The sequence below is a fragment of the Caballeronia sp. LZ035 genome (genome assembly GCF_031451175.1).
Classification (GTDB): Bacteria; Pseudomonadota; Gammaproteobacteria; order Burkholderiales; family Burkholderiaceae; genus Caballeronia.
This window is the reverse complement of sequence record NZ_JARUXS010000004.1, coordinates 418,901-439,483: the sequence shown is the minus strand read 5'-3', so window position 1 is coordinate 439,483 and position 20,583 is coordinate 418,901. Positions and strand designations below refer to the sequence as shown.

The window sequence follows — 20,583 nt, the reverse complement described above, 5'->3', positions numbered from 1 at the left end:
CCGCGTTCAACATACCGGTCATCTCCTCGCCGATCAAGTCCGCGGCGCACTCAGGACGCCGCCCGCAGCGCCTCGTCCGCCACCGCCAGCCGCAACGCCATCATCTTCACGACGAAGCGATGCCACTCCTGTGCCGTCAGCGCATCGTCCTGCTCCAGCGCGCGCAGCGCCGCGAGCGTCATGCGCCTCAAGCGGGCGGGCTCGTCGGCGACCACGTCCGCGCTGCGCGGCGCATGCGTGTACACCGCCATCTCGCCGATGATGGTGCCCGGCCCGAACGAGCGCAGCCGCACCGAACGTCCGCCTGCCAACGGCAGCGACACCGTCACGCGTCCCGCCTCGACGATATAGAGCGCATCGCCCGCGTCGCCGCGCCGGAACAGCGCCTCGCCCGCGCCGATCTCGCGCAGGTCCAGCCGGGCGGCCAGTTGCGCCAGCGCGCGCTCGGTGAAGTGCGGCGCGAGCAGCGTGCGGAAGTCGGACGATGCCGCGCAGGCCGCCACGCGCTGCGTCGAGGCGGCGAGCTGTTGCGCCTCGATCCATTCGAGCCCTGCATCGAGCGAGCCGAATTCGCGGATGCCGAGCGCCAGCGCCCCCGTGCGCGCCAGCAGCGCGCGCGAGCCGTCCGGCAACGCCGTGAGCACGAGGTCCGCGCCGATCGAAACACACGCCTGGCGCAGCTTCACGAACGCCAGCGACACCGATGCATCCATGCCGTTGGTCCAGGCGAAGTCGAGCACGACATAGCGGACCGGTCGCGGCGTATGTCCACGAATGCGCTCGCGGATGCGCTGCAACATCGAATTTGCCGAGCCGAAAAAGAGAAAGCCTTGCAGGCAGACACCGCAGATTTCGTCGCCGCGGTCCATCAGCAGCCGCGTTTCCTCGATGCTGCGTTCGACGTTCGACGTCCGCGTGCGGCCGTCGAACTCCATGCGCACGCAGCCGGCCCGGCCATAGAGCAGCGCGAAGGTCACGCACGCAACCACCACGCCCGCCACGACGCCCGCAATTACGCCATAGAACGCGATCACGCCGAGGATCAGCGGCACGAGCAGATACTCGTGCCACGTCAGTCGGCGATACGCGCCGACGAGCCAGTCCATCATCAGGCGCAGGCCCATGTACAACTGCATGCCGACCAGCACCGGCACCGGAAACAGCGAGACGAGATCGGGCGATGCGATCAGCACGAACAGGCAGGCGAGCGCCGCGAACACGCCGGCGACGCGGCTCGTCGCGCCGGCGCGCGCGTTGAGCATGGAGCGGTTGTACGACTGATAGCCGACCATGCCGCCGAACAGCCCGCTTGCGATGTTCGCGAGTCCGGCGGCGCGCATCTCGCGGTTGAGGTCGATGTCCTGTCCGGTCGCTGCGCCCATCGCGGTGGAGTTCATGATGATCGTGATCGCCGATACCGACGTGACGATGAGCGTCTCCGGCAGATGCGCGACGATCGCATGCCAGTCGATCTCGCCGCGCGCGAGCGTCGACGGCAGATGCAGCTCCGGTATGTGCAGCGCATGAACCGGCACGTGCTGGAGCAGCAGGCCCATGCCGCGCGCCTCCTCGGGCGAGATGCCCGCGAGGTGCAGCAGCCCGTAGAAGAGCGCGATGCCGATGGCGAGCGTAATGGGCATCGCGGCCGCATGGCGCCAACGGCGCGCCAGTAGCGTGGCGAGCGCGCCGACGAACAGCGCCGGCACCCACGCGAGCCAGGACAGGCGGGCGAGCATGGGCAGCGTGTGCCAGTCGAGCGTGAGTCCGGTCAGCACGCGAAACGCGCCCGCGATCAGCAGATAACCGGTGCCGGCGAGAAAGCCGCCCATTACCGGATAGGGCAGGAATTGCAGGGAGCGGCTTTTCTTCGACGAGCCGATGGCGAAGAGGATCAGGCCCGTGACGAGCGAACACAGCGCGATGGCAACTAGCACCGTCAGCAGGATCACCGTGGGTGAGCCGCCGTTGGCGCGCACACTGCTCGCGACGCCCGCCGCCACGCCGACGAGAAACGCGGTGGCATTGCTGTCCGGCCCGCCGATGTTCATGCGCATCGAACTCGTGAGCGCGATGACGAAGGCCGTGACGATGCAGCTGACCAGCGCGGTGGGCACGCCGAGTTCGGCATAGCGCGCGAGGTCGGCGCTGAAGATCAGCGTGCCGAGACTCATCGCGTAGCACAGCATGACGAGCGTGGAGACGGTGCCCGCCGTCACGTCGCCGGCGAGGGCGGTGAGGCGCGGCATTGCGCGCATGCGTACGGTGGATTCGGTCGTGCCTGGCTTCAAGGCGCCCTCCCGAGGATGGGCAACGAAACGGCTGACGAATGGGGAACGGATGCGTCGCTTCCTGCAGCAGAAGCGCCTCGGCCTGCTTCAAACGACTGTGAAAATTCGTGCAAAGCCGAAGCGAAAAAAGTATCCATCAGGCACGCGCGCACTGTCAATTTGGCGGCTATCGCGTCTGCTTCAGCTTCTTTAACGGGAGCACCTGTTTTATAGGAACCGGCCGATTGTTTTCCGCCACCGTCCAGCGGACAGTCACGCAGGTCTCGCACCGCACTACCTTCAGTCACGGCCCGCGCGCCGCCTCCACTCCCCAACGATGAAGTCAACCCTATTCAGCAAGTCCAGCCGCGCGCTGGCCGCGTCGCTGCTGTGCGTCGCCGGGTTTGCCGCCGCTCAGTCCACGGGGCAAGCGCCCGCCAATCCGTATCTCGCGGCGCCCCGGCTCGCGATCACGCATTTCGACTCCGCCCAGAGCGACGCGTTTTCCTGGCCGGTCAGGCGCGGCTTCTTCAGCGTCGATCCGCGCGCGTTCCCGCGCGTCGTGGCGGGTCCGGTGAACGTGATGACGCTTGCATCGACATCGCCGGGATACATGTGGGGCGTATCGAGCGAAGGCGTCAGTTATATCGACGTCTCCGGCGGACGCCTGCGCGAAGTGGCGCGCATGCCTGCACAGCACACCCGGCTCATCTCGGCCGCCACGCACGCCAGGGTGCTCGACCAGCCGTTCACTTCGGTCGAACAGATTCGCAAGGCGGTGTCCGACGCCTACGGCGTCGACTGGACGCGTGCGGTCAACGGCGCGTACTCGCTCGTCGATCGCGACAACCACGTCTACTTCAACAGCACGAACGGCAAGATCAGCATGTTCGGGCTGCTCGACGACACGCATCCCGAAGCGGGCATCAGGCTGCTCAAGACCATCGACATGACGCCGATCATCGGCCGGTCATTACTGGTCGGCATGGGCATGACGTACGACGGCAAGTTCGTGGTTGCGTCGACCACCACGCTCAGCGTGCTGGACCGTTCGCTCGAAGGGCAGGCGTACACCGTGCGCTTCGCGCCGGACGAGGTCGTGAGCAATTCGTTCTGCATCGACGCCCACGGCGGCATCTATGTCGCTTCCAGCCGCGCGCTGCACAAGCTTGTGTGGACCGGCACGAAGCTTTCCGAAGACGAAGCCGACGGCGCCTGGAAGGCGTCCTACGAACACGGTGAAGGAACCGGCTCCACGCTCACCCTGATGGGCAACGGTCAGGACGCGGACAAGCTGGTCGTCATCACCGACGGCGCGCCCCGCATGAACCTCGTTGCCTTCTGGCGCGACGCGATTCCCGCCGGGTGGAAGCAGATCCCCGGCACGCCGTCCGTGCGCATTGCCGGGCAGATTCCGGTCACGGCGGGGCTCGCGAAACTTCCCGATGTCATCCAGTCCAGACGATCCGTGGCGGTGAGCGGATACGGCGCGTTCGTGGCGAACAATGCCGCCCGGAAGCGGGACAAGGACAGGCTCGTCGACGTGCTTGCGCTCGGTCCCGTCAATCCGCCGGCGTCGGGCGTCGAACGCTTCGAGTGGGATCCGCGGGCGCATCGCTGGCGCACCGTCTGGGCGCGTGGCGACGTGGTATCGGTCAGCATGGTGCCGAGCATCAGCACGGGGTCCAGCATGGTTTTCGTGAACGGCTACTATCCGCAAAGCGGCTGGGAAATCACTGGCATGGACTGGAATACGGGTGCGACGGTGCATCGCGTCTCGCTCGGGCAGGGCAACCTCGGCAATGGCGCGTATGGCGTGGTCGAATATCTTCCCGATGGCGACCTGCTGTTCAACAGCATCGGCGGACCGATCCGCATCGCGCTGAAGAACGCGCAGGGTGCCTGACGCTTTCGCGAAAGCAAATGCCCGATGGATTCGACGCGTCAACAGGAGTAACGTGGATCGACGAGCGAACCACACCAAGGAGGCGATCATGCCTGACGATCCCGCTCAATGGCAGGTGTTCCAGTACGAGGGTTTCGAGATCCACGTGCTGCCTCAGTTGAAGCCGACGCCCGAGCATGCGCCGCCTCGCGCGGTGGACCGCTTCGTTTATATTGGCCATGTGTGCCGGCCCGGCGCGCATGCCGAAGTGCCGGGAGAAGCGGTCCATTTCCATGCCGACGGCGACGACGCATACCGGAGCGCGCCCGATGCCGTCGATGAGGCGCGGCATATCGGCAAGAGCATCATCGATGGCACGCATCCGGATCTTTCGGTGCTGCCGCTCGTCTCGCACCATTCACACCCGGGATGACTCATCACGCATGACTGACTCGCACGCGCCGGAACCCCTGCATCACGACGACGAAGCATGCGTCGAAAGCCTGAGCGCGATCACGCTCGCCACCGGCGACATGGTGCGCGCCGTGCGCTTCTATGAAGCGCTCGGCCTGCGCCTTCTATACGGCGGCGGGGACGCGACGTTCAGCTCGTTCGCGCTCGGCAGTTCGTATCTGAATCTCACCAGCGAAACCCACGCGCCCGTCCACTTCTGGGGCCGCGTCATCATCCATGTGTCCGACGTGGACGCGTTCTATCGAAGGGCCAAGGCCAACGGCATCGAACCGCAGTTCGAACCGCGCGATGCGCCCTGGCACGAACGCTACTTCCATCTCACCGACCCCGACGGTCATGAACTGAGCTTCGCGCGTCCACTCTGAAAGCACACAGCGCGTTGGGCTCGGGCATGCGGCTCGCTTCATCTTCAATGACGGTTAGCGTACGCATCGGCCATTTGATATGACCGTTCGCGTACATATCCGCGCATCGCGTTGCATGAGCATAGGTCCATCGGCAGTAAGGATTCTTGATGCATGAACGGGGCGAGGCGCTTGAGGCTCTCTGTTGCTATTTTGCAAAAACGGCTCCGCTCAAGGGCGAGGGGCGTAGAGTTAAAGCGCTTTGTGAGGAACGTGATGCGTTGCGGCAAGGGTTTTCGAGTGGTTCAGACCGGTGTGCGTCTCGCCGTAATCCGGATCATGAAGGCCGCATGCTGGAGACTGAAATGAAATGCGCGAACGAGCAGTCCCTTCGTTACCAGGTGGATAAATGGCTGGCGCCCGGAAGCATGCCGGTGCGAGTCAGGCAGTTCAGCCGCACCCGTTCCGATGGCCGGCGTTATGTGTGTGTAGAGGCATCGCAAGGACAGGCGTCGCGAGCGCTGTTCTTTTTCCGTCACGACGACGGGCACTGGTGTGTGTATCCCGCCGCGCCCCGGCAGCGCAACATGCGCGGCGAGATGCTGGCGGCATAAGCGGTAACGTTCAAAGCCGCAGGTTGTTCAGGAACTGAAACCACATCGCGCCGAGCGGATTCACCGGGCCAGCGGCGCTTGTCTCTTTCTCTTCGTTCTTCTCGGCTTCTCCCTCTTCTTCGACGACTTTCGCCTTGCTCTGCTGACGCGACTCGTGCAAGGCAATCGCACTGTCAGCAATCTGCCGCGCTGAAGGTTCATCGCACTCGGCGCCAAGCAAGACGCCGAACACGACATCGCGATTATGTCCAAGCGATGCAAAGCGCATCGCCAGCGACACGCGCTCCGCATACAGCGCTTCCCGCGCCTCGCGTTCCTTGGCTTCGCGTGCCGCGCGCTCCGCTTCTTCCTGGCGCACACGCTCTTCCCAACGACGCATCTCTTCCGCGAACGTACGGTCGTACACCTCGCGCTGGCTGCGATCGGACAGGATTGCGTAGGCTTCCTTGATCTCGTGGAACTGCGCGTGGGCCTGGGCTTCGTTGCCCACGTTGCGATCCGGATGGCAGCGCATCGCAGCCTTGCGATACGCGCGTTTGATTTCTTCGTCAGTGGCGTGCTCGTTCACGCCGAGCGTTTCGTATAGCGTGGCCATAGTGCGTTCGGTGAGTACGGGTCGCCGAGCATCCTAACACGGGCTCGCCCTCGATGCGGCAGCGCAGCACGTCGCTTCATCTCACAGGAAACGCGCTGCCGATACGGTCGAAAACAGCACGCGCGGCCTTCAGATAGCGCGCGATATGCAAGCGGATGTTCGCCACCGCCACGATGAAAAGCACGAGCGTGATCGCCAGATAGTCGGGGCGCTCCGGCACGAAGTGATAGCGCACGTGCAGCAGAACGAAGAGCATCCACACGAAGGCGGGCGCGTGCAGCGTCCAGTGCCGTTGCGCGAAGTGCCACGCAATGCGGCGCACCTCGCGCCGCGAACGCAGATCGAGGCCGGCGAGTTCGGGACGGCGGCGAAAAGAGAGAGGCATTGGGCGGCTCCTTGTCGCATTGCAGCGCGCCATCGTCGTGTCATGAAGCGGCGCGATGATGTCGGGTTTGACGCAACATCGCTCAGCTCAACCATGGCCCTTACGCTCGACGACATCCAGCATCTCTTCGACACGCACGGTTCCATGGCTTATAGCGGCGAGCCTGTCACGCAATTGCAGCACGCCCTGCAAAGCGCGACGCTCGCCGAACAGGCCGGCGCGAGCCCCGAACTGATCGTGGCCGCGTTGCTGCATGACTTGGGCCATCTGCTGAATCAGCAAGGCGAGACGCCGACGGAACGCGGCATCGACGATCTGCACCAGTATTACGCACTGCCCTTTCTGCGGCCGCTGTTTTCGGACGCCGTGCTCGAACCGATCCGGCTGCACGTCGATGCGAAGCGCTGTCTGTGCGCCATCGATGCGTCCTATCATGCGCGGCTCTCCGCCGATTCGGTACGCAGCCTGCAATTGCAGGGCGGCGTCTTCGACGACGACGCCGCGCATGCCTTCCTCGCCCGTCCCTACGCGCAGGATGCGCTCGCGCTGCGTCGCTGGGACGACGAAGCGAAGGATGCCGCGCGCATCACGCCCGGCTTGCCGCACTTCATGACGATGGTGGCCGGCGTGGCGCGTATCGCGGATTAAGGGCGCGCGGCGGTCGGAAACGGCCGTGCGCTTATCACGCTAGACTGTGCGGCATGCGACCCTTTTCCTTAGCGCGTCATACGGACGTCAGGCAGCAAAGCTTGCAGCAAGCCTTCGGCATGCATCCGGACGCGGCATCGTGACCGAGCGCAACTTCCGCTTGACCGCCGCCGTGGTCGCCAGCGCGCTGTTCATGCAGAACATGGACGGCACCATCGTCGCGACGGCCCTGCCGACCATGGCCCGCGACCTGCACGTCGATCCCGTTCATCTCAGCAGCGCCATCACCGCCTATCTCGTCGCGCTGACAGTCTTCATTCCCGCCAGCGGCTGGGTCGCCGACCGCTTCGGCGCGCGCCGTGTGTTCATGTGGGCGATCGCGACGTTCACGCTGGCGTCGGTGGCCTGCGCGGCCGCGCTGAACCTGCCGCAACTGCTGGCCGCCCGCGTCGTCCAGGGCCTCGGCGGCGCGATGATGGTGCCGGTCGGTCGGCTGATCCTGTTTCGCGGCGTCAAGCGAGAGGAACTGCTCCAGGCCACCACCTGGCTCACGATGCCCGCGCTCGTCGGCCCGTTGCTCGGGCCGCCGCTCGGCGGCTTCCTGACCGATGCCCTCAGCTGGCGCAGCATCTTCTGGGTGAACGTGCCGGTGGGCATCGCCGGCATGGTGCTGACGTGGAAGCTGCTGCCGCCATCGCCGCCCGAAAGCCGCACGCCGCCCGACCTGCGCGGCATGCTGTTGTCGGGGGCATCGCTGAGTCTGTTCATGATCGGCATCGAGAGCGCCGGGCGCGGCGTCTTGCCGGACGGCGTGCCCTGGGTCTGCATGGCGGTCGGCCTGCTGCTGTTCCGCGCGACGGTGCTGCATTGCCGCCGGGCGGAAAATCCGGCCATCGACTTCTCGCTGCTGTCCATTCCCACCTTCCACGCCGCGACGGTCGCCGGCAGCCTGTTCCGCGCGGGCGCCGGCGCGCTGCCGTTTCTCGTTCCGCTGACCTTGCAGACCGGCTTTGGCTACAGCGCGACGGCCAGCGGCCTCGTGACCTTCGCGAGCGCCCTCGGCTCGTTCTGCATGCGCCCGATGACCGCGCTCGCGCTGCGGCACTTCTCGGTGCGCACGGTGCTGTGCGCGGGCAGCGTGTGCTTCGCGGCCGTCCTGCTCGCCTGCTCGACGATGTCGCAAGCCTGGCCCGCCGCCGCGATCTTCCTGCTTCTTCTGGTCGGCGGCCTCGGCCGCTCGCTCAGTTTCGCGACGATGGGCGCACTCGCCTTCGCCGACGTGCCCAAGCCGCGCCTCGCCGCCGCCACGTCGTTCCAGGGCACCGCGCAGCAATTGATGAAGGCGCTCGGCGTCACGGTGGCGTCCGGCACGATCCAGGCGACCATGCTGGCTTCCGGCAGTGTCCAGACCGAACGCTGGCAGTTGGCGTGCGGTTTTGTCGTCATCGCGCTGGTGGTGCTCGCGTCCCTGCCAATGTTCCTGCGGCTCTCTTCCGACGCTGGCGAAGGCATTTCGGCCCCGGCCGCCAAGCGCGCGGGGCCGACGTAAATCGTTCCGATATCTGAAACAAACTTCAGATTAAATACAAGTCCATGATCCACAAGGATTTTTTATGTGGCTATAATGCGGCTCCGCTTTGATTCCCCCATCCGATGCGTCGAAACCTTGTCCTCTCCGCTGTCCTTGCCATCGCGCTGAGCTCCGCGTCCGCCGCGTTCGCGCAGCAGACCGTGCCGGCGGCCGGCGATCCCGCCGTGCAGCAGGACCCGAAGGCAGAGCAGGCGAGTCACAAGATTTCGGAATATCTGATTCAGAAGTTTGGCGTGGCGCGCGAGAAGGCGCAGACCATCGCTTCGGCGGTGATGACGTCGGCGTCCAAATATTCGCTCCCGCCCGCCTTGTTGCTCGCGATCATTTCCATCGAATCGCGCTTCAAGGAAACCGCCCGCGGACCGAACCACGCGACCGGACTCATGCAAGTAGTGCCATCGGCCCACAAGTCGCTGGTGCGCAATATTGACCTGACCGATCCGGAAGACAACATCGAGGCAGGTTCAGCGATTCTGCACGGCTACATGACCTCCGCACAGGGCGATCTCGATGCCGCGCTGAAGAGCTACGGCGGATCGCGCGCCTATGCTGAAAAGGTCAGCCTGCGCGCCAGGACGTTCGAGCCGGCGGCATCGGCGGAACCGGCATCCGCTGCCGGAAAATAAAAAAGCGCCTGCTCGGGCGCCTCACGCTTCCATCAATCTTCGTTTCAATCGTGTCAAGCAACGCCGCCAGGCGGATGCCGCAAGCACGTCCTGTCGACGTCGCGGCGATCGCACCCATCGGGGCGTGTTCATCGGTTCATCAATAGCCCTTCTGCGTGCCGCTGCCGTTAGACTTCATGCCGCCCGAATTCATGTTGCCGTTATTCGGGGCGCTGCGCTGCACGGTGCCCTTATCCGTGCCCATGCCGTTGGTCGCGTCGTTGCCCATGCCGCTCTTGGCGCCTGTGCCTGTGCCGGTCGTGCCGTCGGACGAGCCACCCATGCCGGTCCCGCCCATGCCCACGCCGCCACCCTTGCCGGCAGCGCCCGAGCCCGCGCCTGAGGAGCCATTGCCGCCCGCGCCCGCCGAGCCGCCCGCTGCGGCGCCCCCGCCACCCGCACCGCCGCCTGCACCTGCTCCACCTCCGCCTCCCGCCTGGGCATAGACACCGCCCGACAGGCCCAGCACCAACGCCGATATCACCAGCTTTTTCGTAGTCGCGTTCATTTCCGATCTCCAGAGTTCGCATGTCGGCTGCGGCGATGTTCTTGCCGCTGCAGCCGTATTCGCATTAGCGCAAGCGACGTGCCGCGCATCTCCGGTGATCCATCTTAATAACCGCACGGCACATAAGCGCCGCGATAGTTGTCGTAGCAGTAGCCCGGCGGCGGCGCCGGTTGCGCGTACACGGGTTGCGCATAAGCGGGTTGCTGATAGACCGGTTGTTGATACACCGGCTGCGCATACGCCGGCTGTGCATTCGCCACGGACGACACCAGCGCACCCAGCACCGCGCCACCGATCAATGCGCCGACGATCGCGCCGCCATTTCCGCCACCGCCGTGATGACCACCATAGCCGCCGCGTCCATGTGCCGAGGCCTGGCCTGCCATCGTCAGACTGCCGATCATCAGGAACACAAGTGCTGCGCGTTTCATGAGCTTCTCCAGTTCCCGTTTAGCCGGGTTGATGGAAGTCATCTTAAGCAGTTGTCTAAGAAATAACTGATGCAGTTGGTAACCGCGCATTTCAAAAATTACAAGTTGGCCGGCAAGCATTTCTCTAGCAAATTCGTTTGGAAAATTGCTTGGCTGATTCATCTGCTAGGGATCCCAAACTAACGTCGCGGAGTTACAAATGGAATTGAATTTGCCTCATGGATAACAGTTGTGCCCTTAGTACCGGTAAAGCAAAACGCAGAGGCCCCGATGAGCGAATCATGCTTACCTGCGCCGTTTCACTTGCTATCCACTGGTTACCGTTTGTCACGAGAAACACGTCAACTGCGCCGGGCGACCTGGCGTTATGTCCGTCAGCGCGGCGTACTGCGCCACGCGTCAACCAGAAAAGAACAGGGAGTGTCAAACCATGAAGAAGCTCGTCGCTGCTCTCGCATCCGCCATGCTCGTGACTACCGTTTTCGCTCAGACGGCCACTACCGATGCTGGCAAGGCACAACTGAAGGCAAACCACGAAAAGGCCGAAGCTCAGACTACGGCCAATCAGAAGAAGGCGGACGCGCAGCACGATGCCGCGAAGGCTCAGGCATCCGCGAATGAAGATAAGGCATCGGCACAGGCCGATGCCAACAAGGAAGCCGCGAAGGTAGCGCAGGCGACCACGCCGGAGCAGGCTTCCGGTGCGCGCGGCGACGCCGCCAAGGCGCAAGCCAAGGCGAACCAGAAGAAGCATTCCGCACAGTCCAAGGCAGACAAGAAGAAACAGGACGCGGCCAAGGATGCCGACGTAGCACAAGCCAAGGCCGACAAGCAAAAAGTCGAGGCGCAAAGCGACGCAAACAAGGCGGCCGCCGATGCAAAGATCGACGCGGCAAAGAAGTAAGGGAGGTCCGCGTCATCACGGCATCGCGCACCGGAGTGCTGCGTAAGAAAGAATCCGGTGCGTTCGATTCAAGCGAGCCTGCGGGCTCGCTTTTTTTACCTGGCGCATCCGCAAGTTAGAAGCAATGCGTTGTCGCGGCTTATCATGACGGCAACTCAGGGAACCGGGAGCTGAACGTCATGCGCACGCTGACCGAGCATCTGTCGCAGTACGCGGCCTATCATCGCGACACGCGCAATGTCGCGACGCATATCATCGGCATTCCGCTCATCGTTCTGGCTATCGCCGCGTTGTCGAGCCGGCCCGCATGGCCCGTCTTCTCCGGCGCCTTTTCCCTCACGCCTGCCGCCATCCTGTTCGCGCTTGCCACGCTGTTCTATCTCAGGCTCGACCTGCCGCTCGGCTTCGGCATGGCCATCGTAGCGGGGGCAAGCGCGTGGTTCGGACACGGAATCGCGGCGCAGAGCACGATGCTCTGGCTGGCAATCGGCGTCGGCATGTTCGTGACGGGCTGGGTCTTCCAGTTCGTCGGGCATCTGCGCTTCGAACATCGCAAGCCCGCGTTCGTCGATGACGTCATCGGCCTTTTGATCGGACCGCTCTTCATTCTGGTCGAACTGCTGTCGGCGTTGGGACTGCGGCGCGATCTGCACGTCGCCATCCATGCCGGCACTACCGTTACGCGCTGATCAATCCGTGCGCTCGATCTCCTCCGCCACCGTCTCGTGTTCGACGCCTGCGTGGTGTTCGCTCACCGGCAGCATCCGCCGCATCGAGCGTTCGCGCATCAGCAGACGCGCGCTGTGGATGCCCGTCAACACAACCGCGATCCAGATCGGGATATAGGTGCCGAGTTGGCCTGTCGAGAACGGCTCGCCCAGCAGCAATACCGCGACGCCCACGAGCAGCACCGGCTCCACATAACCGAGGATGCCGAACAGCGCCAGCGGCAAATGCCGGCTGGCGCGCAGATAGGAAGCCAGCGCCAGCGTGCTCAGCGCGCCGAGTCCGGGAAGCAGCAGCAGCCACAGGTGCGGCGCGCCGGCCACCGCGCCGAACGATCCGCGCACGCACAGCATGATGACCGCGACGGGCGCGATCAACAGAATCTCCATCGCGAAGGAGACGAGCGGGTCGACGTCGAGCCGGCGACGGATCATGAAGTAAGGCGGATAGCCCAGCATGACGACGAGCGTCGGCCAGGCGAACGCATGGGTCACGGCCAGCTCGTGCACCACGCCGACCGCCGCCGCCGCCACGCCCGCCCACTGGAACGTGTCGAGCCGCTCGCCGTAATGGAAGCGCCCGAGCAGCACCATCGCGAGGGGAAGGAGGAAATAGCCGAGCGACACTTCGAGCGCCCGCCCGTGCAGCGGCGCCCAGAGAAAGATCCACAACTGCACGCCGAGCAGGGCGGCCGCCACCATGAAACCGGCGATCAGATGCGGCGTGCGCACCAGCTTCGCGGCAAGCGCGCGAAATTGCGGCCAGCGCCTGCGCAAAAAAACCAGCGCGAGCGCACCCGGCAGCGTCCAGACGACGCGCCAGGCGAAAATATCGAGTCCGTCGAGCGGCGTGAGCCACTTCGTGTAGCCCGACATGAGCGCGAACAGCGCCGAGGCGCTCACGGACAGCGCGATGCCGCGCCCCAGGTCATGCTGATTCATCGAGAGAAGCGCCGTGCGCCGAAGGGGTAAGCCCGCCATTGCTGCCGGAATGACGAGAAAGGCGCATTCTAAACGTCCCGAGGGTCTGCTCCCCGGCCAACGCGTTCCGGAAACGCGCGGCAGTGTGCCCGCTTCTTGCTTCCCGTGTTGCTCGTCCCGCACCCTCAGGTGGTCACGCATTCGCTTGAACCTCGCCGCGCAAGCCGTGTCTCTGACGGTTCACGACGGTCCGATGTGTCTTCGGCCGGTCACGACGACCGGTCATCCTTGGCGAATCGGCAGCCTGCCGGCTCGTTCCCGTTCACGTCACAGCATCCGCGGCATTGTCCGCACTCCCACGCCGCGCCACCGTCGCCGATGCCCGCGACGGCGCTCACGAAAACGCCGCATGAATGGAGACGTCATGACTCAACCCGCCCTGTCGCCCCGCTTTCCCAATGCCTTTGCCGAAGCGGTCCACACCGGCCTCAGCAAGCAGCCGCAGAAAGAATTGCCGTCGATGTATCTGTATGACGAAGTGGGCTCGGCGCTCTTCGAAGTCATCACCGCCTTGCCCGAATATGGCGTGACGCGCGCCGAGGAACGCGTGCTGAAGGACCACGCCGCCGACATCGTCGCGGCCCTGCCCGGCGACGTCCAGGTCGCCGAACTCGGCAGCGGCAGCGGCCGCAAGACGCGCCGCATTCTCGAAGCGCTGTGTAAGAAACAGCCCACTGCTTACCATCCGATTGAAATTTCGCGCACCGCCTTGCAGTTGTGCCGGCGTGAACTGGGCGACATCGAGCGGGTGTCCATCGTCGGACACGAGCGCGATTACCTCGCCGGTCTCTCCGAAGTCAGCGCGAAGCGCAAGGACGGTGAGCGCCTGCTCGTGCTATTCCTGGGCAGCACGATCGGCAATTTTGCGCGGCTCGCGGCCACGCGCTTCCTGTGTTCGATCCGCGGCATGCTCCAGCCCGGCGACGCGCTCCTGCTCGGCACCGACCTCATCAAGCCGCTGCCGGTCCTGATCGCCGCCTACGACGACCCCATCGGCGTCACCGCCGCGTTCAACCTGAACATGCTGGCGCGCATCAATCGCGAATTGGGCGGCGATTTCCCGATCGATGCCTTCGAGCACGTCGCGCGCTTCAATCCGGACGCGCGCAGCATCGAAATGCATCTGCGCGCCAAGCGCGCGCTCACGGTGCAGGTGCGCGGCGCGGATCTGCGCGTCGGCTTCCGTGAAGGCGAGACGATCTGGACGGAAAGCAGCCACAAGTACGCGGCCGACGAAGTCGCGCCGATCGCCGCCGACGCGGGCTTCGAATGCACGCATCAATGGCTCGACGAGGAATGGCAGTTCGCGGAAAGTCTGCTGGTGGCGCGTTAGTGCGCTGAGGTGGTGCGGGTCGCGCCGCGTCGAAGCGCGGCGTTCAGTGCTGCTCGAAGCGCTCGTAACGCTTTTCGACGTGACGCTCTTCGCTGTGGAATTCGGTGACACGGGCATGCGGCGGTCCGCGCCGCAGCCATTCGAGCATCAGGTCGACCTGATTGGCCGCGCCCTGCACCACCGCCTCGACCGAGCCGTCCTCCAGATTGGCGACCCAGCCGCGCACGCCGAGCGCATGCGCGCGGCGCACCGTGTGATGACGAAAGCCGACACCCTGCACGACGCCTCGCACATGCACGTAGTAGGTTTCGATTCTCGTATCCAGGTCTGGAACGGTCATCGCGTTCTCCCTTGTTTGCTGGTCATAGGCCGCATTGTAGACACGCGCGGCGACGCGCGTCGCGGCCGGTCAGCCATCAGCGCTCAGCTCAGCCGGAACGGCTGCGCGACATCGGGGCTCTCGCCCGTGCGCGGACGCGGCACGCGCGGCAAGGTCACTTCGAACACAGTGCCCGTGTCGTTGGTCGAGCGCACGCGCACCTCCCCGCCGTGCATCTCGGCAATCTCGCGCGTGATGTAGAGCCCGAGTCCCAGTCCGCTCGACTCATGCTGCCGCCGGCCCGAGCGATACGGCGCGAAGATGGTCGGCAGGACGTCGGCGGGGATTGCGCCGGCGTTCTGCACGGTGATGCTCACGTCGTCGGCATGGCCGTCCAGGCGCACCTGAATGGCCGAGCCTTCGAGACCGTGCTGAAGCGCATTGCCGATCAGGTTCGAGAACACTTGCGAGAGCAGGTCGCCGTCGCCCTGCATGAGCGTGTCGCCCTGGCGCAGCACGAAGATGCGTCCCTTGCCCACGCGCGCCTCGTATTCGTCGACGATGTTCTTCGCCAGCGTGATGAGTTCGACCGCGCGCGGCTGCAAGGTCACGCGCCCGCCGCGCAGACGCGCGAGGTTGAGCAGCTGATCGACCATGCGCACCATGCGCATGCCGCTCGACTTGATGCGCGTGCCGATGTTCGCGACATTCTCGTCCTGCACGAAGCGCGCGAGATATTCCGCCGATGCAATCACCGCCGACAGCGGCGTGCGCAAGTCGTGGCCGAGCACGGCCATCAGCATCTCGTTGGCGTCGAGCAGTTGCTGCACGGTGGCGAGCTGCGTCGCCAGCTGCTGCTTCTGCCGTTCCATCTGGATGAACACATCCACTTTCGAATTCAGGATGCGCGAGTCGAACGGCTTGTACAGGAAGTCCACCGCGCCCGCTTCGTAGCCACGAAACGTGCGGTTCGCTTCCTGCGCCGTGGCCGTGAGGAAGATGATCGGCACGTGCGCGGTGCGCGGGCTGCCGCGCATCAGTTCGGCAAGCTCGAAGCCATCCATGCCGGGCATGTTGACGTCGAGGATCGCGAGCGCGACTTCGTGCTTCAGCAACAATTCGAGCGCCGCCGGCCCTGACTCGGCCTTCAGCACCGAAAGATCCGGCCGCGCCAGCGAGGCTTCGAGCGCCGTGATGTTGTTGCGGATGTCGTCGACGATCAGCACGTGGATGGGTTGCGTCATCGGGTGACTCCTTGCCTTGCCTGTGTCATGTGCTGCGTTCATTGGCGAATTCATCAGCGTGCTCATTGGCGTGCTCCAGGCGTCTTGCCGGTGCACTGCGCGAGCCGCTGCGCCATCTGGTCCAGCGTCAGCACTTCGCTCACTTCGCCCTCGGCGATCGCCGCCTGCGGCATGGCTGGAGCGGTGGCCGTCGCCGGGTCCTGCGCCCAGCACACGCCGCCCGCCGCGCGGATCGCGCGTGCGCCGCGTGCGCCGTCGTCGTTCGCGCCCGAGAGCACGATGCCGAGCAGCCGCTCATGCCAGGCATGTGCCGCCGATTCGAACAGCACGTCCACCGACGGCCGCGAAAAGCGCACCGGCGGATCCACCGACAGAGCGATCGACGGCGCCGCACCGCCTTCCGCCTCGACCAGCATGTGATACCCGGGCGGCGCGAAATACACGCGGCCCGGCGCGATCTCATCCTTGTCGAACGGCTCCGCGATTTCAAGCGCGCAACGCGACGTGAACAGTCCCGGCAGCAGGCTCGGCTGTCCCTGGCGCACATGCACGACCACCAGCACCGGCGCCGCGAAGTTCTCCGGCAAGGCGGGCAACAGCTGGCTCAAGGCCTCGACGCCGCCCGCCGAGGCGCCGATCACGACCGCTTCGATACGCTGCGCGTCGAACATCGTCACACCTTCTGGTAGAGCCGTTCGCGCGGATTGAAGTCCGCGAAACGATCGGCATGAGTCGAAAAGCGCAGGCTCTCCTTGCTGCCGAGACCGAGAAACCCGCGCCGCACGAGCGAGTCGCTGAACAGGCCGAGCGCGCGGTCCTGCAACGCGCGGTCGAAGTAGATCAGCACGTTGCGGCACGACACCAGATGCGCTTCGAGGAACACGCTGTCGGTGGCGAGGCTGTGATCCGCGAACACCACGCGCGACTTGAGCGTCTGCGAAAACTTCGCCGCGCCGTAAGCCGCGTGATAGTAGTCGGAGAGCGACCGCTTGCCGCCCGCCGCCAGATAGTTCTGGCTGAAGCCCGCCAAGCGCTCCAGCGGATAGATGCCGCTTTCCGCCTGGCGCAGCGCCTCGGCGTTGATATCCGTGGCGTAGAACACGGTGCGCTCGGCGATCTTCTCTTCCGCGAACAGCACCGCCAGCGACCACAACTCCTCGCCGCTGCTGCAACCGGCCACCCAGACCTTGATGGACGGATACGTCTGCAAAATCGGCACGACCTGCTCGCGGATCGCACGGAAGTATTGCGGGTCGCGGAACATCTCGCTCACCTGCACCGTCAGGTACTGGAACAGCCGCGCGAACAGCGCCGGGTCGCGCAGGATGCGCTCCTGCAGATGCGACAGCGTCGGCACGTTGAAATCATGCACGGCCTGCGCGAGCCGGCGCCTCAGCGAACTTACCGAGTAATGCCGGAAGTCGTGCTGATAGCGCAGGTAGATTGCCTCCAGAATCAGCTTCAGTTCGATGTCGAACGTCGCTTCTTCCTCGTTCCTGGCTTCGTTCATTGCAGAGGTTGGTCCGGTCATCGCTGCCGCAGCCACACGCGGCACAGCGACACGAGCTTATCCACGTCGATGGGCTTCGATATGTAGTCGTCCGCACCCGCCTCGAGACATTTCTGGCGATCGCTCTGCATGGCCTTCGCGGTCAGCGCGATGATCGGCAGGCGCGCGTGCTCCGAGCGCTTGCGGATCTCGGTCATCGCGGTGAGGCCGTCCATCTCCGGCATCATGATGTCCATCAGTACGAGGTCGATGTCGCTGCGGCGCGCCAGCGCTTCCAGCGCCTCGCGGCCGTTGCGCGCGATTTCGAGCGTCGCGCCCAGCGGTTCGATCACACGCGACAGCGCGAAGATATTGCGCACGTCGTCTTCCGCCAGCAGGATCGTGCGGCCCTCGAACACGTCGTCGCGCTGGCGTGCCGCGCGCAGCATGCGTTGCTGCTCGGGCGGCAATGCGCTCTCGACACTGTGCAGGAACAGCGTGACTTCGTCGAGCAGACGCTCCGGCGACTTCGCGCCCTTGATGATGATCGATTTCGAATAGCGGCGCAGGCGTTGTTCCTCTTCCTGCGACAGCAGACGCCCCGTGTAGACGATCACCGGCGGCGCGACGGACCCGCCTGTCGTGGACACGCGTTCGAGCAGTTCATAGCCGGAGCCGTCGGGCAGCGCGAGATCCATGACGATGCAGTCGAACACGCCGCGCTGCATTTCATCGAGCGCCTCGGCAATCGAGCCCGCTCCGACGATCGCCACCGTTTCGCTCGCGAGCAGCGCGTGGATGCTCTGGCGCAGCGCCGGATCGTCCTCGATCACGAGCACGCGGCGCACGCCCTGCGACGAACGCGCTTCCAGCTTGCGGATGGCGTTGGCGAGATCTTCGCGCGCGCTCGGCTTGAGCGTGTAGCCGATGGCGCCGAGATGCAGCGCGACATCGGCGTGATCCGTCGCGGACACGATGTGAATCGGGATATGGCGCGTGAGCGGATCGTGCTTGAGCCATTCGAGCACCGTCAGACCGGACTGGTCCGGCAAGCCGATGTCGAGCAGGATGCCGTTCGGTTGCAGCGAGCGCGCGAGTTCCACGCCTTGCGTCGCGGTCGCGGCATGCACGCAGTCGAATTCGAGTTCGTGCGCGAGGTCGTAGAGGATGTGCGCGAACGGCTGATCGTCTTCGATGACCAGGATCACGCGGTCGGGATGACGCCGCTGCGCGCGATCGTCGGCGATGCCCACGGCTTCGGGAAACGTCGCGGCCGGTGGCATCGGCACGGGCGCCGCCACGGGTGCGGGCGGCGGGATCAGCGCCGGTTCCGGCGCGCTCAGCGGAGCGGCCGATTCGAGCTTCGCCGTGACGATGCCTTCGCGCGTGCTCATCGGCAGGGTGACGGAGAACACGCTGCCACGGCCCAGTTCGCTCGATACCGCCACCGAACCGCCCAAGAGGCGCGAGAACTCCCGCGAGATCGACAACCCCAGCCCGCTGCCGCCGTATTTGCGGCTCGTAGTGCCGTCCGCCTGCTGGAACGCCTGGAAGATCAGGTCCTGCTTGTCGCGCGCAATGCCGATGCCGGTGTCGCGCACCTCGAAGCGCAGCGCGTTGTCGCCCGAACGCTGCACCGCCACCGTGACGCTGCCGCGCTCGGTGAACTTGAACGCGTTCGACAGCAGGTTGCGCAGAACCTGCAAGAGGCGCTGGCTGTCCGTGACGAAGTAATCCGGCACGCCCGCGCCGCGCTCGGTGAGAAACTCCAGTCCCTTGCTGCCGGCGACCGGCGTGAAGGATTGCTTGAGCGCATCCAGCAGGGAATCGACGGCGGCGGGCGCGAACTGCACGTCCATCTGCCCGGCCTCGACCTTCGACAAATCCAGAATGTCGTTGATGAGCGCGAGCAGGTCACTGTTCGACGAATGGATGGTTGCCGCGTAGCGCACCTGTTCGTCGGAGAGATTGCCCTGCTTGTTGTCCTGCAGCAGCTTCGCGAGGATCAGCGAGCTGTTGAGCGGCGTGCGCAATTCGTGCGACATGTTGGCGAGGAATTCCGACTTGTACTGGCTCGCGCGCTCCATCTCCAGTGCGCTGGCCGTCAGTTCCTGCTGGGCCTGCAACAGTTCCGCCTTCTGCCGCTCCAGATGCTGCGTATGTTCTTCGAGCTGCACGTTGGTCTGTTCGAGCTCGGCCTGCTGCTGTTCGAGACGCGCCTGCGAGTCCTGCAACGCCCGGCCGCGCTCTTCCAGTTCCTCGTTCGACACGCGCAGCTCTTCCTGCTGCACCTGCAATTCCTCGCTCTGGCGCTGCGTTTCCTCCAGCAGTTCCACCAGACGCGCGCGATAGCGCGACGAGCGCAGCGCCATGCCGATCGGCTCCGACGCCATGTCGAGGAGCGCGCGGGCATCGTCGAAACGACCTTCATTGCCGACGAACCCGAGTTCCAGCGCGCCGGCCGCCTCGCCGTCCGCGAACAGCGGCGCGATCAGGACGCGTGTCGCCGCCGCCGAGCCGAGCGCGGAGCCGGCTTTCAGATAATGGGACGACGCGTCGCGCAATTCGAGCGGACGCCCTTCGATGAGTGCCTGACCGACCAGCCCCTCGCCACGCGCGATGCGGCGCGGCGCGCTATCGTCTTCCGGCAGCGCCCAGCCCGCGACCCGCACCAGCGCGTCGCCGTCGAGTGCATAGACCACGCCGACCTTGGCTTCCACATACGGCACGATCGAACGCAGAATGCTCACGCCGATCGAAGCAGGAGACTGCTCGCCGCGCAGTTGCAGACCGAGCTGCACGATGCCCTGTTGCAGCCAGGCGGTGCGTTGTACCGCGAGCCGCGATTTGATATACAGGTGCGCCACCGCCGCAAGCACGAGCAGCACGAGAATGCCCATCGCGCGGTTGAGTTGCAGCACGTCGTGGCTGGCGCTCGGATCGGCGGCGGAAAGGACATATCCGGCGATCATCAGCGCCGACGATGCCACCGCCGTCACGACCGGCACCGCCGGCCGGTCCACCCAGACGCACATCACGACCGGCAGCATGTAGAACACCCAGATCGCGACGCGCATCGGCGTCAGCACGTCGATGGCGAACACCACGGCGAGCGTCACCGCAATCGCGAAATAGATCCAGGAAGAGAGGTTCCGAGTGGCTTGAGGCATCGTTCACCGGT

At 65.0% G+C, this 20,583-nt stretch carries 21 protein-coding genes; 10 read left to right on the top strand and 11 right to left on the bottom strand.

Annotated features, from left to right (window positions below; genetic code table 11):
* Window positions 1-50: 50 nt before the first annotated feature.
* Window positions 51-2,246, bottom strand: a complete 2,196-nt coding sequence (locus tag QCE88_RS32350; RefSeq protein ID WP_309910980.1) for a SulP family inorganic anion transporter — start codon at window positions 2,244-2,246, stop codon at window positions 51-53.
* A 358-nt stretch (window positions 2,247-2,604) separates the two neighbouring features.
* On the opposite strand from QCE88_RS32350, the gene QCE88_RS32345 reads away from it, so the two are divergent.
* The 4 genes from QCE88_RS32345 (at window position 2,605) to QCE88_RS32330 (ending at window position 5,584) form a co-directional block, all read left to right on the top strand.
* Window positions 2,605-4,173: a hypothetical protein gene (locus QCE88_RS32345; protein WP_309909368.1), complete on the top strand. Its 1,569-nt coding sequence runs from the start codon at window positions 2,605-2,607 to the stop codon at window positions 4,171-4,173.
* A gap of 88 nt (window positions 4,174-4,261) precedes the next feature.
* Entirely contained in the window at window positions 4,262-4,585 is a 324-nt protein-coding gene (locus QCE88_RS32340; protein WP_309909366.1) for a hypothetical protein, read from the top strand.
* Window positions 4,586-4,595: 10 nt separating this feature from the next.
* Window positions 4,596-4,991, top strand: coding sequence for a VOC family protein (locus tag QCE88_RS32335; protein ID WP_309909364.1), 396 nt, complete (start codon window positions 4,596-4,598; stop codon window positions 4,989-4,991).
* A 344-nt stretch (window positions 4,992-5,335) separates the two neighbouring features.
* Complete coding sequence (locus QCE88_RS32330; RefSeq protein WP_309909363.1) at window positions 5,336-5,584, top strand: hypothetical protein; 249 nt, start codon at window positions 5,336-5,338, stop codon at window positions 5,582-5,584.
* Between the two features lie 10 nt (window positions 5,585-5,594).
* On the opposite strand, the gene QCE88_RS32325 is transcribed toward QCE88_RS32330, so the two are convergent.
* Together QCE88_RS32325 and QCE88_RS32320 are read right to left on the bottom strand one after the other, a co-directional pair.
* Window positions 5,595-6,179, bottom strand: coding sequence for a J domain-containing protein (locus QCE88_RS32325; protein WP_309909362.1), 585 nt, complete (start codon window positions 6,177-6,179; stop codon window positions 5,595-5,597).
* A 76-nt stretch (window positions 6,180-6,255) separates the two neighbouring features.
* Window positions 6,256-6,564, bottom strand: coding sequence for a hypothetical protein (locus QCE88_RS32320; protein ID WP_309909360.1), 309 nt, complete (start codon window positions 6,562-6,564; stop codon window positions 6,256-6,258).
* 93 nt (window positions 6,565-6,657) lie between these two features.
* Between QCE88_RS32320 and QCE88_RS32315 the strand changes: the two genes are divergently transcribed.
* The 3 genes from QCE88_RS32315 (at window position 6,658) to QCE88_RS32305 (ending at window position 9,429) form a co-directional block, all read left to right on the top strand.
* A complete protein-coding gene (locus QCE88_RS32315) occupies window positions 6,658-7,212 on the top strand; it encodes a phosphonate degradation HD-domain oxygenase (protein WP_309909359.1) in 555 nt (184 codons plus the stop codon).
* 136 nt (window positions 7,213-7,348) lie between these two features.
* Window positions 7,349-8,761 carry a DHA2 family efflux MFS transporter permease subunit gene (locus QCE88_RS32310; protein WP_409018293.1) on the top strand — a complete coding sequence of 471 codons (1,413 nt, stop codon included), beginning with the start codon at window positions 7,349-7,351 and terminating at the stop codon, window positions 8,759-8,761.
* Between the two features lie 104 nt (window positions 8,762-8,865).
* Window positions 8,866-9,429 (top strand): transglycosylase SLT domain-containing protein, encoded by a 564-nt coding sequence (locus QCE88_RS32305; protein ID WP_309909357.1) that lies wholly within the window; start codon window positions 8,866-8,868, stop codon window positions 9,427-9,429.
* A 139-nt stretch (window positions 9,430-9,568) separates the two neighbouring features.
* Here QCE88_RS32305 and QCE88_RS32300 read toward each other — a convergent pair whose 3' ends face one another.
* A complete protein-coding gene (locus tag QCE88_RS32300; RefSeq protein WP_309909355.1) occupies window positions 9,569-9,976 on the bottom strand; it encodes a hypothetical protein in 408 nt (135 codons plus the stop codon).
* A gap of 104 nt (window positions 9,977-10,080) precedes the next feature.
* Window positions 10,081-10,407: a hypothetical protein gene (locus QCE88_RS32295; RefSeq protein WP_309837377.1), complete on the bottom strand. Its 327-nt coding sequence runs from the start codon at window positions 10,405-10,407 to the stop codon at window positions 10,081-10,083.
* Window positions 10,408-10,837: 430 nt separating this feature from the next.
* On the opposite strand from QCE88_RS32295, the gene QCE88_RS32290 reads away from it, so the two are divergent.
* Window positions 10,838-11,311, top strand: coding sequence for a hypothetical protein (locus tag QCE88_RS32290; protein ID WP_309909353.1), 474 nt, complete (start codon window positions 10,838-10,840; stop codon window positions 11,309-11,311).
* 179 nt (window positions 11,312-11,490) lie between these two features.
* Window positions 11,491-12,000, top strand: a complete 510-nt coding sequence (locus QCE88_RS32285; protein WP_309909351.1) for an Mpo1-like protein — start codon at window positions 11,491-11,493, stop codon at window positions 11,998-12,000.
* Here QCE88_RS32285 and rarD read toward each other — a convergent pair whose 3' ends face one another.
* Window positions 12,001-12,978, bottom strand: coding sequence for an EamA family transporter RarD (gene rarD, locus QCE88_RS32280; RefSeq protein WP_309909350.1), 978 nt, complete (start codon window positions 12,976-12,978; stop codon window positions 12,001-12,003).
* 403 nt (window positions 12,979-13,381) lie between these two features.
* Here rarD and egtD point away from each other — a divergent pair, with 403 nt between their 5' ends.
* Entirely contained in the window at window positions 13,382-14,350 is a 969-nt protein-coding gene (egtD, locus tag QCE88_RS32275) for an L-histidine N(alpha)-methyltransferase (RefSeq protein ID WP_309909348.1), read from the top strand.
* Between the two features lie 43 nt (window positions 14,351-14,393).
* On the opposite strand, the gene QCE88_RS32270 is transcribed toward egtD, so the two are convergent.
* The 5 genes from QCE88_RS32270 to QCE88_RS32250 all read right to left on the bottom strand — a co-directional run bounded on the left by QCE88_RS32270 (window position 14,394) and on the right by QCE88_RS32250 (window position 20,572).
* The gene (locus QCE88_RS32270; RefSeq protein WP_309819147.1) at window positions 14,394-14,690 is read right to left on the bottom strand and encodes an acylphosphatase; all 297 of its coding nucleotides are present in this window, start codon (window positions 14,688-14,690) and stop codon (window positions 14,394-14,396) included.
* Between the two features lie 83 nt (window positions 14,691-14,773).
* Entirely contained in the window at window positions 14,774-15,913 is a 1,140-nt protein-coding gene (locus QCE88_RS32265; protein WP_309909346.1) for a hybrid sensor histidine kinase/response regulator, read from the bottom strand.
* Window positions 15,914-15,975: 62 nt separating this feature from the next.
* On the bottom strand, window positions 15,976-16,584 hold the full coding sequence (locus QCE88_RS32260) for a chemotaxis protein CheB (RefSeq protein ID WP_309909344.1): 609 nt from the start codon (window positions 16,582-16,584) through the stop codon (window positions 15,976-15,978).
* A gap of 2 nt (window positions 16,585-16,586) precedes the next feature.
* Window positions 16,587-17,423, bottom strand: coding sequence for a CheR family methyltransferase (locus QCE88_RS32255; RefSeq protein ID WP_309909343.1), 837 nt, complete (start codon window positions 17,421-17,423; stop codon window positions 16,587-16,589).
* A 17-nt stretch (window positions 17,424-17,440) separates the two neighbouring features.
* The gene (locus tag QCE88_RS32250) at window positions 17,441-20,572 is read right to left on the bottom strand and encodes a response regulator (RefSeq protein WP_309909341.1); all 3,132 of its coding nucleotides are present in this window, start codon (window positions 20,570-20,572) and stop codon (window positions 17,441-17,443) included.
* Window positions 20,573-20,583: the final 11 nt, after the last annotated feature.

What these genes read in the sequence shown, in the direction of transcription:
- QCE88_RS32250 (WP_309909341.1), bottom strand. Translation starts at nt 20,572, where the DNA reads ATGCCTCAAGCCACTCGGAACCTCTCTTCCTGGATCTATTTCGCGATT.
- QCE88_RS32305 (WP_309909357.1), top strand. Translation starts at nt 8,866, where the DNA reads ATGCGTCGAAACCTTGTCCTCTCCGCTGTCCTTGCCATCGCGCTGAGC.
- QCE88_RS32315 (WP_309909359.1), top strand. Translation starts at nt 6,658, where the DNA reads ATGGCCCTTACGCTCGACGACATCCAGCATCTCTTCGACACGCACGGT.
- rarD (WP_309909350.1), bottom strand. Translation starts at nt 12,978, where the DNA reads ATGAATCAGCATGACCTGGGGCGCGGCATCGCGCTGTCCGTGAGCGCC.
- QCE88_RS32255 (WP_309909343.1), bottom strand. Translation starts at nt 17,423, where the DNA reads ATGAACGAAGCCAGGAACGAGGAAGAAGCGACGTTCGACATCGAACTG.
- QCE88_RS32345 (WP_309909368.1), top strand. Translation starts at nt 2,605, where the DNA reads ATGAAGTCAACCCTATTCAGCAAGTCCAGCCGCGCGCTGGCCGCGTCG.
- QCE88_RS32335 (WP_309909364.1), top strand. Translation starts at nt 4,596, where the DNA reads ATGACTGACTCGCACGCGCCGGAACCCCTGCATCACGACGACGAAGCA.
- QCE88_RS32325 (WP_309909362.1), bottom strand. Translation starts at nt 6,179, where the DNA reads ATGGCCACGCTATACGAAACGCTCGGCGTGAACGAGCACGCCACTGAC.
- QCE88_RS32350 (WP_309910980.1), bottom strand. Translation starts at nt 2,246, where the DNA reads ATGCCGCGCCTCACCGCCCTCGCCGGCGACGTGACGGCGGGCACCGTC.
- QCE88_RS32340 (WP_309909366.1), top strand. Translation starts at nt 4,262, where the DNA reads ATGCCTGACGATCCCGCTCAATGGCAGGTGTTCCAGTACGAGGGTTTC.
- QCE88_RS32320 (WP_309909360.1), bottom strand. Translation starts at nt 6,564, where the DNA reads ATGCCTCTCTCTTTTCGCCGCCGTCCCGAACTCGCCGGCCTCGATCTG.
- QCE88_RS32285 (WP_309909351.1), top strand. Translation starts at nt 11,491, where the DNA reads ATGCGCACGCTGACCGAGCATCTGTCGCAGTACGCGGCCTATCATCGC.
- QCE88_RS32295 (WP_309837377.1), bottom strand. Translation starts at nt 10,407, where the DNA reads ATGAAACGCGCAGCACTTGTGTTCCTGATGATCGGCAGTCTGACGATG.
- QCE88_RS32330 (WP_309909363.1), top strand. Translation starts at nt 5,336, where the DNA reads ATGAAATGCGCGAACGAGCAGTCCCTTCGTTACCAGGTGGATAAATGG.
- QCE88_RS32290 (WP_309909353.1), top strand. Translation starts at nt 10,838, where the DNA reads ATGAAGAAGCTCGTCGCTGCTCTCGCATCCGCCATGCTCGTGACTACC.
- QCE88_RS32260 (WP_309909344.1), bottom strand. Translation starts at nt 16,584, where the DNA reads ATGTTCGACGCGCAGCGTATCGAAGCGGTCGTGATCGGCGCCTCGGCG.
- egtD (WP_309909348.1), top strand. Translation starts at nt 13,382, where the DNA reads ATGACTCAACCCGCCCTGTCGCCCCGCTTTCCCAATGCCTTTGCCGAA.
- QCE88_RS32270 (WP_309819147.1), bottom strand. Translation starts at nt 14,690, where the DNA reads ATGACCGTTCCAGACCTGGATACGAGAATCGAAACCTACTACGTGCAT.
- QCE88_RS32265 (WP_309909346.1), bottom strand. Translation starts at nt 15,913, where the DNA reads ATGACGCAACCCATCCACGTGCTGATCGTCGACGACATCCGCAACAAC.
- QCE88_RS32300 (WP_309909355.1), bottom strand. Translation starts at nt 9,976, where the DNA reads ATGAACGCGACTACGAAAAAGCTGGTGATATCGGCGTTGGTGCTGGGC.